Genomic DNA, 15,791 nt, shown 5'->3' on the forward strand with positions numbered 1-15,791 from the left:
GCGGGAATGAGACACTTGTTATCTTTTTCGGAACAAGGCCGTCCATAGTAACCCATAATACAGTATGAGACAATCCAGACAGTAACCCTCCTAAATTATGTTATAATATTCCGGAAATATGTTCTGTGCGGTTGGTTGCAGGGAGCGGAAATTCTATGAGAGGGAGGGGAGCGTATGCTCTGGACGGCAAGTCTATCCAGTCTGCTGCTGAAGCCGGATAACCGGCAGCGGCACAGCGAATTACTTCAGGAGATCGCCAGCTACATAAGTACGCATATTCTGAATCACCCGCTGCTTGCTGAAGATTACGGGAATATCAGCATCCTGCTGGATGGATCAACGGCCTTGGGGATTGTGGACGACAGCTCGGATATCGATCTGATTCTGGTCTGCCGTGACGAACACTATGAGCCGATTACGAGCCGGTTTGAACAGGCCGGGCTGATCCCGGAGAGAAGCAGCTTGTTTGTAGATGTTCATCTGCCCAGCGGCAAAACAGGACACTACACCCTGCTCAAATTATCGGAGCTGGAGCAGGCGCTGGGGAAGGGACAACTGGACTGGCTGTGGAACGCAGCGGTCTGCTGTATCTATCATGACCCGCTGGACCTGAAAGGGTTGTTCGCGTATGCCGTTCCGCTTCCTCCAGAGCTTCTGATGAGCCTGCGGAGGAGAGCGTACATAGACCTTAGGAGTGCTGCTAAAAGCCTGGATAATCCCGTGCGCCGGGGAGAGGCTTTCCCGATTCTTTTTCAGGCGGTGGAGGTGTTTAAGCAGTCTTTACGTTGTGCCATCACGGTTGAGGGCTACCCCTATCCATATGACAAATGGCTTGTACAGGTAGCAGAGCAGCTTCCAGTAGGGAAAAGGGTGCTTGATTGCATGAAGGATTTCCGGCGCTACCTATCAGATGATCTGTCCTACGCGCCAATGTACCAGGAGGATAACAGCTTTGTGAAGATGGAGAAGCGGGTCCGACAGGTGCTGCTGGAGGAATTCCGCCTGCGCGGCGTAGATGAGCCATGGCTGGTGGAATGGTGGAAGTACTTCGAGGATTGACGGAAAAAGAAGCGCAGGAGAAATTTGGAACTGTAGGAGCTATACAGTCTATAGAAGATAGAAGAAAGGGGCTAAACCCGTGTCCAAGAGCTTTGAAGTGGTGCTTCGAAAAGTAGTCGATCACTCTTATCCTATTGAAATTGGTGAGCATCTGTTCAGTTCCCTAATCCGCGATTTGCAGCAAGGGTTGATAAAGGGAGTCAGCAAATATGCTATCATTACAGACTCTACGGTGGAGCCGTTGTATGGCCGCCCTTTACTGGAGCTGCTGCGGCGTGAGGGGTTCCAGGCGGACTTGTTCTCTTTTCCGGCGGGGGAGAGCTCGAAGACTCGTGAGACCAAGGCGCTGCTGGAGGACCAATTGCTAAGCCATGCCTACGGCAGGGATTGCTGTATTATTGCGGTGGGGGGCGGAGCGGTGACGGATCTGGCGGGTTTTGTGGCGGGAACCTTTGGCCGGGGAGTACCTTCTCTGAATTATGCTACCACCTTGCTGGCAGCAGCGGATGCCTCTGTTGGCGGCAAAACCGGCGTGAACACCCCTGTCGCTACCAACCTGATCGGCGTCTTTCACCAGCCCCGTAAAGTATACATAGACTTGGCTGCTTGGCGCACACTCCCGTCCCGTGAATTCAGAAGCGGTCTGGCCGAGACCATCAAGCACGCCTGTATGAGCGATGAGCAGTTCTTCAGCTACCTGGAAGCGAACATGGACAGAATTATTACAGAGGATGGGGAGCTGATCCTGGATGCCGAAGTGTGCGAGCATATTGCGCTGACGAACTGCCGGATCAAATATGAAGTGGTGGAGCAGGACGAGCATGAGCATAATCTGCGGCAGATTCTGAACCTGGGGCATACGGCAGGCCGGGCGCTTGAGGCGCTTAGCGGGTATCGGCTGATGCATGGCGAAGCCATTGCTGTGGGACTTGTCATCCAGGCGAGACTGGGGGCGAAGTACGGATATATGACGGAGGAAGAGGCTGATCGTGTAGCAGCTCTGCTGAAGAAGGCCGGTCTGCCGACAGAGATTCCTGAGGACATTACAAACCGGGCGCTCCTGGATAAGATGTACACGGACAAAAAAGTGCGCAACGGCCGCATCCGCTTCGTCTTCCAGGACGGTATCGGGGCGATGAAGCGTTTTGAGGACGGCTCTTATTCTGTTCCGGTAGAGGAGTCAGAGGTGATGGAGCTGCTGGAGGAGTTACGCGCAATCCATTAATCACTCTCGATTTCGTTTATGATGAACACGGGCCAACTCGATTTTCACTCTGCAAAAGTTGAGTTGGCCCATTCCATTCTCCTTGCTATAAATAAGCTCCAAAATAATACTCTACCTTCTCTTTCGCATAACGATCTATGCCAAGCCATGTATCTACGGATACAAAGTCCGTCCCTCTGCCGCGTTCAGGTCCAAGCCGTTCCTCAGAAGCTAATATACCTGCAAAACCCCATATCTCCATCATAGCATCCCGTTCATACTGGTTGGAGGATAATACATTCTTCCAACGCTTCTCTAATTTACGCGCGGAATCAGTCTCAGCGCAAGCATCCACCTCTGCCAGTAAACTTTTCAGAATCTGAACATCCTCAGAGGTCACCTCTACCGGCTCCTCCTTCGCTAGCAGTTCTATATCCATCCAGCAATAGAGGAGCCAATTTAAGCGGACACCACCCCATTTTACCCGTTCAAAATTTAAAATATTAATATCGGCATTATTCCATTCCTCATGAGTCATTAATTTATGATCGTTACAATAGAAGCAATGGCTGTAGCTGGCACGCTCCAAAAGCTTGTCACTATATTTATGCAGGGTAAGATTGCTGGTTAATGCATAGCTGGATAACCCGCTTCTCAGATGTACTTTTCTTGTGGATAAGCTATGTAAAAAGGCAGTAGCTACCCTGTCCTTCGTCACCTCATGCTCCAGCAAATGACGGATTCTCGACACACACTCATCATGCGTCATCGTCACAGGATCGAACATGACCCCTTTGCTTTTAGCATATTCAAACTCTTCTCCTGCAAAAGGCAGTCTTGACCCGGCAGGCTTCCATCCCTGTGCAGACCAAAACGTTTTGTTTAATATTTTTTTCGCTTTTGCGTCCATCATTTCCCTCCAATTCATTTAATTATGTTATATAGTATCATCGTGATCATTAATCTTTCAATATCAGGTGAACTGAATTCCGCCTCCTCCATTCTGGGTAATATAGAGCATGAGATCTTAGAAGGAGGGACGATCATGGGCAACCCGCTGAAGGAATTCAAGAACAGCATTGATGGCCTGAAGCAGTCGCTGGACGGTGTGAAGCAATCGGTGGACGGGCTGAAGGCGCCGGTAGATGAGTTCAAGACGAATGTGCAGGAGACGGTGGATGAAGCGAAGCTGAGATCGGACGGGGTGAAGTCAGAGCTTGGGCGGATGAAGCGGTCGGTCAAGGAGACCCAGGCGGTGCTCGGTGAGGTGAAGGAGACGCTTAGCGCATCAGCGGAGGTGCTGTACAAGAGGAAGCGATATCTAAGACTGTTCAGCCGCAAAAGAAAAAAGCAAACGGCCAAGGCCCGCCGTTTGTAACCCACACCTACTTGTGCGGGACATATTCCACGCGCTAAAAGAAAACGCAAGAGTCAGTGCGGGATCCATACCGCCTCAACTCTTGCGTCTTTGTGTTCCGGTCCATGCGGACTGGAGGGCCGCTATTTCAGCGGTTTATGCCTTTTCGCAAGCTACGCGGACTCAGATGTCCTTAATCCGCTCGTTTCGCCTTATTTTCAGCGTCAGTGCGCCTTTTAACGGCCTCTCAGTCCGCAGCGAGGCAGAAAAGTTGTCTTTTTGACCAAATAGGGTCCTCTCAGTCCGCGAAGCATCCAGTTGGCCGCCATCAGTCCACACCACGCCACACACCGCTCCACCACGCCACTCCTTGATGCCTCTCAGAAACGGTGCAACACCCGGCGATGACAACGCGGCCGTTCCTCAGTAGCCTGTGATCTTAGGATTCCGCACATCAAGGCGCCATCAGGCTTAAGCTCTGGGCGGAATCGACCACAAACACAGGCACAGACTGTACCCCAAGCTCCGTCTCCACCTCTCCGAATTCATTCCCGAACTGGCCGCTGACTGTGGCGGGGCCGGTAAACAGCGGCACCTCGCCCTGAAGCAGCAGATCACGCCCGTTCGCCCGGGCGACTGCTCTTCCAGAGGCGTCGATAGAGATCTCGCAGGACAGCATCACTTTCTCATAAGGGAACAGCTCAAGCTGTGTAGCATCTATAGGGGTGTAAGTGAACTCCTGATAGAGCTCCGAGAATTCATATGCCCCGTTCACTTGGCGGAAAATAGCGGTCTGGTCAGCAGCACCATTCGCCAGATCCGTGTTCATTACGCGGATGGAGCCATCCTCCGCCATTAGCTCATAGCTGCTGCCTGTGAAGCTGAACAGCCGGGAGATTCCCTCCGGCCGGATGGCATAGCCTGTGAAGATGCTGCGCCCATCGGTAGCAATACCGTTAGCCACAACTACGGGAACTTCAGAGTAAGCCGCCAGCGGCTCGTCAAAAGAAAGAGCGCTCAGCGCCGCCGCCTCAGGGATCACATCCCCGCTCCGGGTCGAGACCGTGCCGTCTCCGCTCATCTCGGCGTAGACCAGCTTGCCGCCAGCGTCTACTCCGGCTACGGCCACCTTGGCACCGTACTTGTCAGTGACGGAGGCGGTAAGGGAGTAGCTGCCCTGCACTTCGCCGCCCGGCAGCAGCCGGAGCGGCTCGGCCAGGTTCCAGGCCAGCGTTGCGGTTGCGGTCTCCCCGGAGGTATCCTGTACCGGGGCCAGCTCCGAATAGAGCCTGATGGCATCCGCATACCGGCCGCCGCGTACATGGCGCGTGCCCTCGCGCAGCAGCCGGGCGATGCTGCTGTCGATCTGCTTCAGCACCTTCGAGGAGGTGATGCCTGCTGATGCCGCGTAGCTGCGGTAGCGGGCGGCGTGTCCGGCGAAGGCCGCGGTGTGGTCACCGTCCAGGTCCTTGTTCAGGATCAGCGCGGCGCTCTTCTGAACCTGCTTGCCAAGCCAGGGTGCGGTATAGCTATGGCTCTTATAAGCTTCTTCCATAGAGAGGGCGCTGTCCAGCATAGGCCCGAAGCTTCCTGCTGCGGCCAGTGCCTGAAGTCTCGCAGTATCATAGGCCTTGAATCTCGCTGCCAGCAGCTTATCCTTGGCGGCAGTTCCCCCGTAATAGTCTGCCGGAATCTGCAGCAGGCTCCATTTGAGATTGTCCGTACTGCCGCTGTCCGCCCCCGAATCTGCCCCCTTAGAACCTGCGGCAAGTCCGGCCAGATACTCATCCTTGAACTGGCGGAACCCGGCTGTCATCTTGTCTGAGAGGCCTGAATCCGCCGAGAGCTGGCGATAATAGGCTTCATAGGGTCCGCCCGGGTTCATATACTTGCTCTTCAGACTGAGCAGGGAGGCATAGCTCTCCATAATCCCCGCGAAATCCTTGACAGTCAGCTGATCCTCCAGCGTTAAGGACAGCCGGCTTAGACTGCTGCGGATGCCCGTGATGGGAGCAAGCTCGGTTAGTCTTGCTGAAATTACTTCTTCTTGATAGCGAATTGCGTGATTGGCCGATGCCAGACGGTACCGGTTCTCGGCAGCGATAAGCTTCCCGGCAGCGTACAGTTCTCCGGCTTCCCGTACGTCCTGAATTTTGTTCTTTATCCCCAGAGCCTTCTGGCCCAGCGGGATCAGCATCAGGATACACAGAATGATCATAATATTCCGCAGGGTTATAGCCTGTTTGATCGTCATATAATATAGCCCCTTTATTCATATATAAGGATTAGAGCGGCAGTCTGCTTCTAACCTTATACTTCAGGGTCCCAGCGGTACTTAAGCTCACGGATCTCATCCACCTTGGCATCCAGGCCGTTCCACGGCTCATAAGGGTTCGCGGCAATCAGTCTGGATAAGCGCAGGAACCGGTCCTTGGGCAGCTCCTGCACATACCGGCCGATCATGCCGGAATAGAGCAGCGCGTAGCGTTTCATGCGGACAGCAGCACTGGCAACGGCGGTCATAATGACCAGCCCCCGGTCCATTTCGAGAATCTGCACCTCGTAATTCTTGACATAGCGCAGCGTGCGGTCTTTGATCAGCTCCGGCCGGACCCTGGCGATCTCGCCGATGTATTCAGCCAGCAGCGGCTCGAAGTCCTTCAGCAGCAGCTGCTCCAGCTCCAGCGTCATGTCCCTGCGCAGCTGGAAGCCGTGCAGCAGGGCGACACGCTGGCGGGAGATCCTGTCTCCGCGCAGCAGCACGGAGATCTCGCGCAGCTTCTCATAAGCGAGCACATCGTTCTCACGCAGTACCGTTACGGCTTCCTGACGGTTCAGCTCCAGATCTTCCTTGATGCTATAGATATTACGGCCAAGCAGTTTGTTCAGTGCGTACAGATTTTCGTTCTGCCGTACTTTCCGCTGCGTATAGTAGACCAGTCCGGCTAATACAAGACCGCCTGCACCGCACAGTACCATCTGCTGCAGATTCTGCCCGAAATAGATTCCGGCCAGGGTCAGCAGGAGAATAACGAGTAGCCGGGTCTGGACCTTGCGTCCGGCCAGAGATACTGCATACTTCTCCACCGGAGTCAGCGAGGCGCGGCCGCAGCGGGTGCAGCGTTCCTCGCCCAGCGCGGTGTAACGGTGGCAGCGGCGGCAGATGCGCAGCTTCTCGAAGGCGTAACGGGGAGCCTTGAAGGGACGGAAGATCACCGGTTTCTTTTTACTCACGGGCTGTATCTCCTCCGTTCAATGCTGCCAGCAGGCGCTCGTCGATATCCTCACGGGTGAGCGGCTTCCGCTGGCGGGAAGCATATAGAATGATCTGAATCACAGCATAGAGAAACGTTATCCCGAGTATGGCGTATGTAATCATGGAACTCTTCCTTTCTGCTCTGGTTACGGTCTTTTAATCAAATATTCAGGAATGCAGCGTATACTTAGAATAGTCTATCCGGCTCAGGATGGCGATTGCCACTAGCGGAAGTGCCGGTCCAGCGGTCACTATGTTGAAGTTTACAAGGTTTAATTATATCATAATGGCATGCTATTGACAGAATTTAGCTATGCGTTACGGATCTGCCATATCCGCCTAATTTCACACAAGAGGAGCCCTATTTATGCTTCGTACCGAACGTGATTACAGCAAGGCCAAGAATAGACTGCAGCGCATATTGCCTGTATTGCTCATGATCTTATGCATCACTGTATCTCCATATGCTGCTTCGCGAGCCAGCGCGGCTTCAGCCGCACCGTCACATATTGACGCTGTGCTGCTGATCGATGTCAGCAACTCGATGAACAAGAGCGACAAGAACAAGATAGCCAATGAAGCGATGAAGATGTTCATAGATATGCTGTCCACCCAAGGAGATAAGGTAGGCATTGTGGCCTACACCGATAAGGTACAGCGCGAGAAGGCGCTGCTCGGCATCAAATCCGCCGGCGACAAGGAGGATTTGAAGAATTTTATCGACGGGCTTAGCCGCGGACCCTACACAGACCTGGCGGTCGGGATGGAAGAGGCAGTGAAGGTGCTGGAGAACGGCAGCGATCCCGGCCATGAGCCAATGATTGTCATGCTGGCGGACGGCAACAATGACCTGAATGAAGCCAGCGGCCGGAAGCAGTCCGATTCCGACAAGGAGCTGAAGGCGGCAGTAGAGTCTGCCAAGCAGAAGGGGTATCCGGTATATACCATAGGGCTGAATGCGGACGGCAAGCTGAACAAGAATATTCTGGCCGGACTGTCCACCGAGACAGGCGGCAAGGCGTTCACCACGAATTCTGCCGATGATCTTCCGCAGATTCTCAGCGAGATTTTTGCCAGCCACTTGAAGCTGAAGGTGGTGCCGGTGCCGTCTATTACGGCAAACGGCGATTATCAGGACGTAACGGTGAACGTGCCGAACAGCAGCGTGCTGGAAGCGAATATCTCCATTATGTCCTCGAAGCCGGTGACGGCGAAGCTGAGCGATCCTTCCGGGAAGGAAGTCGCCATTCCCTCGGATAAGGTGCTGCTGTCGAAGTCGTCCACCTACACACTGATCAAGCTGCTCGCGCCGGAGCAGGGGGACTGGAAGCTCCAGGTCAAGGGCGTGCCCAAGGACAAAATCGACATTAATCTGGTGTTCAACTACGATCTGGAGCTGAAGCTGGATGCTCTCCCCTCCAAGTCTTACGGCAAAGGCGACAAGGTGGAGATCTCTTCTCATCTGTACAGCAACGGGGCGGAGGTAACGGAAGGCAGCCTGTATCAGGAGATGAAGGCGGTGCTGCTGGCGACCGATGTCGATACCGGCCAGGTGCAAGAGATTCCGCTAGACAATTCGGGTGCTGCGTTTAAGGGCACTTTTGAGATACAAGACAGTCATGAATATAAGCTGAAGGTCCGGGCCGAGGAGAGCAGCTTCTACCGCGAGAGCGACGAGCTGACCATCAACGCCAAGACGGGAACAGTGGCGACCACCCCGCCGTCAGCAGGCACTCCTGCGGGTGAAGAGCCAGCCGCTGAAGAGACCTCGAACACGCTGTACTATATCATAGGCGGAATTGTGCTGCTGCTGGCTGCTGCTGCCGCATTCTGGCTGCTGCGCAGCAAGGCTAACCGGGGGTTCGTCGGACAACTGGTAGTGGAAGTGGTGGACGGCAACACCGGAGAGAAAACCTATCCGCAGTACAAGAAGCTCGCCGCCTTCCGCGGCAAGTTCACTCTGCACCAGCTCCTGCAGCTTGCTCCTGAGCTTAAGGAGAGCGAAAAGCTGGTCTTCACCCCGGGAACCCATGACCGGCTCCTGCTGCGCGGGGGTGAAGGCCTGTCTGTAGAGCGTTCGGGGCGTGCCACCGATACTTCACGGGGTCTTGAGATGAAGAGCGGGGACCGGGTAACGGTCACTCTGCAGACGGTAGATAAGACGATTCTATTGGAATATTTGATCTGATAAGCAGACTAAGTGTATGCCGCTGAAGCGAGTTGTGCCATTGGATTCAGGACGCGTATGCTATCACAACTTTTGGGGGAGAACCTATGAAACCGGTAGTAAGAGAACATATTCAGCAGCTGGATGTATCGCTTGGCGGAGGGATCGTCAGCGACAAGATCAGAGTGGATACCATCGACAACCCGATCCTGATTATCGGGCTTGGCGGCACGGGCATCGATGCCCTCCTGCGGCTCAAATACCAGATTAACCGCCGCTTCAAGCTGCCCGAAGATCCATTGTCCAAGAAGAAGCGGGATAAGCCCGACAACGTGGAATTCCTGGCGTTCGAGACCAATGAACAGGACCGCGGCAAAAAATACAAGGGCATCGGCCTCGACCCGCAGAATGAATTCGTGCTGCTGGCCAATGCCGAGATTGGCGGGCTGCTGCAGAACCGCAGCATTCTGGATTCCTACATTACAGACTGGCTGTCGCCGGAGCTGAGTATTACTGACGGCATGAACGGGGCCGCCGGGGTGCGCCAGGCCGGACGCCTGCTGCTGTTCACGAAGATCAACCAGGTAGTTGCCGCCATCGACAAGAAGATCAAGACGCTGTCTGTCGGCACCAGCAAGAAGCTGATGGTCTTCCTGCTCACCGGACTGTCCGGCGGAACAGGCAGCGGGTCCTTCCTGGATATTGCCTATATCGTGCGCGGTATTATTGAACGCGACTACGGCGCAGCCGGGATTGACCGTGTCAATACGCTGGGGTATCTCTTCACACCGGACGTCAATCTGTCGAACAAGAGTCTCAGCGAGCATACCCGCGAGTATATCCGCAAGAACGGGTATGCCGCGCTCAAAGAGCTGGATTACTGGATGAATGTGGACAGCCGGGGCGAACGCTTCCAACAGAAGTATGGCAATATTCTGAGCGTAAATTCGCCGCTGCCTCCGTTCAATCTCTGCCATCTGATCTCCGCAACCAATACGGAGGGCAAGCTGCTGGAGAATGCCTACGATTACTGCATGAACGTGACGGCTGAGAATATCACCAACTTCATGGCCAGTGAAGAGAAGGCCTCCGGCGAGGAATTCGCCATCCATGACTATATCAGTAACATCCGCACCAACATCGCCCAGATGAACAAGACCTATCCTGCCAACTATGAATACAACATTATCGGGGCATCCTCGGCCGTACTGCCGATTGAAGAGATGACCACATACCTGGCCTACCGCCTCTTCGACAAAATGGACAAGATGTTCCATCACGCCCCGAATCAGGAGGATGTGGAGAAGATGGCGCGCAAGCTCGGCATCGATCTCGATACGATGATCAAGACGTTCGAATCCCGTGTGCCGGAGCCGCTGCCGGGCTATCAGAACAGCGAGCGTCTCAGCCATGCCAATGTGGTCAAGAATCAGGTTGTCAGCATGGATACGGAGCTGGAGCAGAACTTCCTGGCCCGTGCGCGTGAGGAATATATCAAATCCAAGAAGCAGCTTCCGGGCGAGATTGCCGGACGGTTCGGCGAAGAGCTGGAACGCATCTTCCTGCATCCCGAGCAGGGGCCGTTCTATGTGTCGCGGCTGCTCTACACAGAGAAGGGCTTCTGCATCCTGAAGCTGATCCAGTCTTATATTGAAGCGCTGCGCGAGAGCCTCTTGCGCCTGCCGCGCGATATTGAGACCGCACAGGAGAGTGCAGAGGATAAGCTGGGCGATGCGCGGAGCGCTTTTGTGTCCAAGGAGAAGAAGAAGAATGCCTACATTGAGGCCAAAATCAATGAATACTGGCTGCACGCCGATGTCGAGCGCACCGAGCAGATGATTCAGTTCTATGAGGATCTGTATGAGCTGCTGAACGAAGAGAACAGCCGGATCTACGGGGTATTCACCGAGATCCTGACCGCGCTCAGCTCGATCTTCGAGAAGAACGGCGACATTCTGATTAACGGCGAAGAGCAGGCAGACCACAAGGGCAACAAAACCTACTACTGGAATATCGTCAACGTGCCGGATATCTCTGCGACCATCTCCAAGGTCATGGACCAGAAGGACGGCGATGATCTCATCCGTGACTTCACGCGCGAGATGCTGAAGCATTCCGGGCGCTGGGTCAAGGAGCAGGAGATTGATATTGTCCGCTCCATCTCCGAGTTCCTCAGCGACAAGTTCGGGGATCTGATTACCCGTTCCATGGAGGATTTCCTGGTGATGAAGTACGGGCGGGATGAGCCGCTGGATAAGTTCGTAGAGCGGATTATTGCCGGACGTCTGGATGAGGATGCGGTGCCGATCTTCCACCTCAGCAACAGCTCCGGCAGTCTGCACTTCCCGTCCTGGGGCTTCGTCTCCGTGCCGGTGAAGGCGCCGGGGATTCTGAAGGGTGTACGGAATTATCAGAACAATGCGCTGGGCAAGTCGCAGTTCACCATTAAGGAGAGCGAAGTCAAGAACCGGATCTTCTGGCTGAATACACGCAACGGTGTACCGCTGTTCGTCTACACGCCGCTGCGGGTGTTCGAGGAGAATTATGAACGGACCATCCTGGATAAGGAAGGGATCGGCCGCCATCTGGTAATGACCGACAAGGACAACTGGACCTATCTGCCTTCGCCGATTCCGGAGAAGTCCTGGGGCGATACGTATGCCAATCCGCGGGTCCGTGAGTACAATGCCAGAGTGCGTGCAGACTTTGGCCGGGCGCTGGAGTCCGGTGTGATTATCGAGAAGGGTGTAGATGAGAATACCAGCAGCCGCTTCTTGGTGATCTTCACGAAGCCGCTGGATCTGGGCAAGCTGCTGGGTTCTTATGATCTGCAGCTGGATGCGCCGCGTCCGAATCTGGGTGAAGTGCGCAAGGCCGCTGAGGAGCTCAAAGCGCTCCGCACAGGAGGTCTTGAACGCGAAGCCGTGAAGGATATCTTCGGCAGCATTAATATGGAGATGGCCCAGGAGAACCTGATCCGTTCCCCGCAGCTCATTGCCCGTGTCCGTGAGGAACTGGCGAAATACGATGCGCTGGCGGCCAAATCTGCGGAACTGGAAGCACTGGTGCATCAGCATCTGGATGAAGACAAATGGCTGGACCAGTTCATTGAAGCATTGTACACCGATACGATCACCAAAAAAGGTGCGCTCTATGTCTACGACCGTGATGAGGACGAGGATGCCTGGGAGCCGTTCGCCAATCTAATGAAGGAACGCAGCTATGTGGAGTATGCGGTCTACCGCCATTTCCGTGAGCTCGATGAGAAGAGCCGCAGTCTGCTGCTGCGCAAGGCGGCGCGCCGGGCGGGAGAGATGACCGCAGCCGAGGATGTAACTCCGCTGCTGTATAAGCTGGAAGGGATGTATGTCTCCTTCCTGGAGGCGCGCGATACTCTGGAATATGAGCGGGTTGAGCATGCCAACGGTGATGAAATGTACGGCTTCTACAAGAGCCTGACCGGCAAGCTTGGCAGTATCCGCAGAAAGCTGAAGTAGGCCTATGATCAGAGATCAGGCCTTACAATATGCCGAGCAATACGCTGCCCAGGAGGAAGCGCAGCATCACAAGGGGGATGGGCGCAGCAGCATCCATTACCCTGCGTTGTTCCTGTTCCTGGGCGACAAAGTGACGCCTGCTATCGGTCCGGTGCTGGAACGCTGCCAGCGCAAATGGGACAATGCCGGCGGCGTCATGGCGCTGCATGCCGGTTCGCATAACGGCAGCGGCAGTACCCAGGAGAAGGAGGGAGTCCAGGGGCGGATCGGAAGCGGAAACAGCAGCGTCCATGAACGCGTGATGCACATGACCCTGCCGGATACGGCAGGGCGTGATCCGCGTACGGTCCGGCGTGAGCTGTACCGCGAATTTCATGAGGATAGCCAGTACTTGGCCGGAATGAACCGGACGCTGCGTCAATTAAGCAACAGCATAGCGGATTACGGGCGGCTGTATTCTTCTTTTGACGTCATCCATCTGTCCGTCATTACACGGGTCGATGACCCGCAGAATGTGCTGCTGCCGGAGATTATGCTGCTGGCCCGTGCGATTCTCAGCCAGTCGTTCAAGTCGGTGCAGACGGATCTCTATGCACTGATTAACGAACGTGAGCAGGGGGATAACTTCGGCTATTCCAGCTCGGTCGGGCTGGCTTTTCTGCGTGAGCTGGACGGGATGCAGGCGGCGGACTATGCCTTAAGCGCTCCGCTGCTGGTTACGGAGGAGGGACTGTCCATTCCTGTGGTACATGGCCCCTCGGCACTGTTCGACCTGGTCTATCTGCTCTCCGACAAGAATGAGCGCGGATTGATGTCAGTCCATGGAATGGACGACAATTATGAGATTATCGCCCACATCAGCCTGCTGAAGAACCGGGTCCGGCCTGCGGCCGATCAGGCCTCCGGGCACGGCGGCTACAATAATATGACGTTCAAAAGCGGCATCCGCGGCAGCACCGGAAGACAAGGCTACGCTTCTGCCGGGTTCTCGGCAGTACGGCGTCCGAATCGCCAGATCGCGCTGGCGGTGCTGTACCATGCGCTGCATTATCTGTCCGGGAAGCTGCGTGCAGACCATACCCGCAGCCTTAAGGAACGGCAGTCGCTGCTGGGTCTTGGAGCGGATACCCTGCGGGACCGCGCGGCGGAATTGCTGCCGGATGCGTCCGCTCTCGCGGAGATGACCGGGCTGATGAGCCACGGGCGTCCCTCCTATTCACAGCTCCGCATGCTGTCGCTGCGCGAGGCCGAGGAGCTGCTCTTCGGGGAAGGGGCGCAGGCCTACTTCCGCAGCAATTTTGCGGAGGTGTCCGCGAGAAGGGCGGCGGGCATTGATCCGGCCCGGGAGTGGGCCGGAGTGCTGGCTGCCGAGGAGGCGGGAACCTCTCCGGTCACCTTCTACCAGCTGGCGGAATGGACCAGTGAGAAGACAGGTGAGGGAGGCAGCGTACTGCAGGCCTTGCGCCAGCATATGGGCGGCCTGCGCTCCGCCCTGCTCTCGGCGCAGGAGGAGCTGGAGCGGCTCTATGCGGAGAGTGTGGAACGCCAGCCGTTCCAGAGGGTACCGCTGCTGGATAAGCGGACGGTACGCAATTTCATTCATTATCTGTTCGAGTCCGTCTACGGCAAGAAATATGAGATTCTGTTGCTGGAGAGCGAGCTGGCCCTCTGTCTCCGTTATGATGCTGCACTGGAGCAACTGCAGGAGGACAGCAGAGCGAAGGTTGCGGCGATGGAAGCATTGGAGCAGGAGCTGCAGCGAGTGGCTCTCGCCAGCATTGGCCGCAGCAAGGAGACCGTGGACCAGAACATCATGGAGTATTACCGCAGTGTGACGGATGAGGTGATGAAGGATATCGAGACCCGGCGCGGTGTGGGGATATTCTTCAGCGAGCGGTTCATGGGCAGCCTGTCCGGGCTGCTGCTGCGCGGGGGCGGCGAGGCGGTTGCCGAGCGGCTGATTGAGCTCTGCCGCCGGGAGGTGCTTACGGCGGAGCCGTTCACGCTTCCGTTCGAGGAAGAGCTGCTGCGGCGGGCCAATGTCGCAGCCGCCTACGAGAACCGGGACATCGTCTCCAAGGAGGAGCTGTTCAAGCAGCTCTACCGCAGTCTGGAGGAGGAGGCGGCGATGAATGTCCGCCTGTTCGAGTATACGCAGGAGCACCGGCATGAGGAGAAGTACTTCTTCGGGGACAGCTCCTCCGAATTCCTGCGGTATGCCTTCAGCTTCGATGAGACGACCCGCATCTACAGGCTGGGCTTCGTGGATGAGCAGCGCCGCAGCGGCGTGGAGAAGCTGAACCTGATGGGCGGCTTCCACCTGGAAGACCTGCTCTATTACCGCAACGGGAAGGTATACTACGAGACGTATGCCGGCAACGGCTACTCGCTGCACGGTCTGGAAGAGGAGCAGCTGCCGGAGATGAGATGAGTGGAGTGCTGATGAGCGGAGATGGGATTAGATGAGTGGAGTGCTATGACAAACTATTATTTTAGGTCAGGCTACCTCAGCCGGAGGATCAATAATTCGCGCGAGTTCGGCGGCTGACGGGGTGGCTGGTGAGAAGGGGAAATCCCTCTGATGCTGCTGAAGGTGGCAATAGCTCACCTGATTTCACCAAATGCCCGCCGAACCACCAAATGAGGAGCATTAGTGCACCTGAATTCGCCGAAAGTGCGCCAAACCACCAATTGAGGAGCATTAGTGCACCTGATTTCGCCGAAAGTGCGCCAAATGAGCAAATGAGGAGCATTAGTGCACCTGATTTCACCAAATGCCCGCCGAATCACCAAATGAGGAGCATTAGTGCACCTGAATTCGCCGAAAGTGCGCCAAACCACCAATTGAGGTGCATTAGCTCCACAGCCCCCTAATGAAGTTGGAGTCCTCCCCCACAAAAAGGTAGACTAGATACAGGAGGAGGATGAACACTATGGGACACCTAACGGGAACAAGAGAGAAGGCAGCGCAAGAGGTGTTATCTGGCATTAAGGCGGCGGTGGTTGCCCGAAAGTATGGGGTGACTCCGTCCACGGTGAATCAGTGGGTGAGGGATTACCGGGAAGCCCATGGAGAACAAGATCATCCGTACCCCCAGGAGCAGGTAGAGGAACTGAAGCGCCTGGTAGAGGTCGAGCAGAAATATGAGAAGGCGGTGAAGATGCTCGGTGAAAAGGAGTTAGAGATTGAGATTCTGCGTGAACTGCTAAAAAAGCCCACCCCTGCTTATCCGAAAAAATCGAGGTAGCCG

General features: G+C 55.4%; 11 protein-coding genes. 7 read left to right on the forward strand and 4 right to left on the reverse strand.

Features of this window, described 5'->3' with window-relative positions; translation table 11 throughout:
- Positions 1-174: 174 nt before the first annotated feature.
- Complete coding sequence (locus MHH28_RS27165) at positions 175-1,059, forward strand: hypothetical protein (RefSeq protein WP_405107396.1); 885 nt, start codon at positions 175-177, stop codon at positions 1,057-1,059.
- A gap of 79 nt (positions 1,060-1,138) precedes the next feature.
- The gene (gene aroB / locus MHH28_RS27170; protein WP_405107399.1) at positions 1,139-2,284 is read left to right on the forward strand and encodes a 3-dehydroquinate synthase; all 1,146 of its coding nucleotides are present in this window, start codon (positions 1,139-1,141) and stop codon (positions 2,282-2,284) included.
- An 85-nt stretch (positions 2,285-2,369) separates the two neighbouring features.
- Here aroB and MHH28_RS27175 read toward each other — a convergent pair whose 3' ends face one another.
- On the reverse strand, positions 2,370-3,173 hold the full coding sequence (locus MHH28_RS27175; protein WP_405117266.1) for a hypothetical protein: 804 nt from the start codon (positions 3,171-3,173) through the stop codon (positions 2,370-2,372).
- 135 nt (positions 3,174-3,308) lie between these two features.
- Between MHH28_RS27175 and MHH28_RS27180 the strand changes: the two genes are divergently transcribed.
- Positions 3,309-3,641, forward strand: coding sequence for a hypothetical protein (locus tag MHH28_RS27180; RefSeq protein WP_405107402.1), 333 nt, complete (start codon positions 3,309-3,311; stop codon positions 3,639-3,641).
- Positions 3,642-4,074: 433 nt separating this feature from the next.
- Here MHH28_RS27180 and MHH28_RS27185 read toward each other — a convergent pair whose 3' ends face one another.
- Genes MHH28_RS27185 through MHH28_RS27195 form a run of 3 tightly spaced genes read right to left on the reverse strand, consistent with a single transcriptional unit; the run spans position 4,075 to position 6,999 of the window.
- Complete coding sequence (locus MHH28_RS27185; protein WP_405107405.1) at positions 4,075-5,874, reverse strand: hypothetical protein; 1,800 nt, start codon at positions 5,872-5,874, stop codon at positions 4,075-4,077.
- 56 nt (positions 5,875-5,930) lie between these two features.
- Positions 5,931-6,854 carry a hypothetical protein gene (locus MHH28_RS27190; RefSeq protein ID WP_405107408.1) on the reverse strand — a complete coding sequence of 308 codons (924 nt, stop codon included), beginning with the start codon at positions 6,852-6,854 and terminating at the stop codon, positions 5,931-5,933.
- A complete protein-coding gene (locus tag MHH28_RS27195) occupies positions 6,847-6,999 on the reverse strand; it encodes a hypothetical protein (RefSeq protein WP_155991665.1) in 153 nt (50 codons plus the stop codon). Before MHH28_RS27195 ends, MHH28_RS27190 begins: the two co-directional genes overlap by 8 nt.
- 244 nt (positions 7,000-7,243) lie before the next feature.
- Between MHH28_RS27195 and MHH28_RS27200 the strand changes: the two genes are divergently transcribed.
- From MHH28_RS27200 to MHH28_RS27215, 4 genes are all read left to right on the forward strand, one after another.
- Positions 7,244-9,064, forward strand: a complete 1,821-nt coding sequence (locus tag MHH28_RS27200) for a vWA domain-containing protein (RefSeq protein ID WP_405107411.1) — start codon at positions 7,244-7,246, stop codon at positions 9,062-9,064.
- An 86-nt stretch (positions 9,065-9,150) separates the two neighbouring features.
- Positions 9,151-12,540 carry a tubulin-like doman-containing protein gene (locus tag MHH28_RS27205; protein WP_405107414.1) on the forward strand — a complete coding sequence of 1,130 codons (3,390 nt, stop codon included), beginning with the start codon at positions 9,151-9,153 and terminating at the stop codon, positions 12,538-12,540.
- Positions 12,541-12,544: 4 nt separating this feature from the next.
- Complete coding sequence (locus MHH28_RS27210; protein ID WP_405107417.1) at positions 12,545-14,971, forward strand: transcription initiation factor TFIID; 2,427 nt, start codon at positions 12,545-12,547, stop codon at positions 14,969-14,971.
- A gap of 502 nt (positions 14,972-15,473) precedes the next feature.
- A complete protein-coding gene (locus MHH28_RS27215; protein WP_340750738.1) occupies positions 15,474-15,788 on the forward strand; it encodes a helix-turn-helix domain-containing protein in 315 nt (104 codons plus the stop codon).
- The last annotated feature ends 3 nt before the right edge of the window (positions 15,789-15,791 follow it).

The organism is Paenibacillus sp. FSL K6-1217 (genome assembly GCF_045040735.1).
GTDB lineage: Bacteria > Bacillota > Bacilli > Paenibacillales > Paenibacillaceae > Paenibacillus_AQ.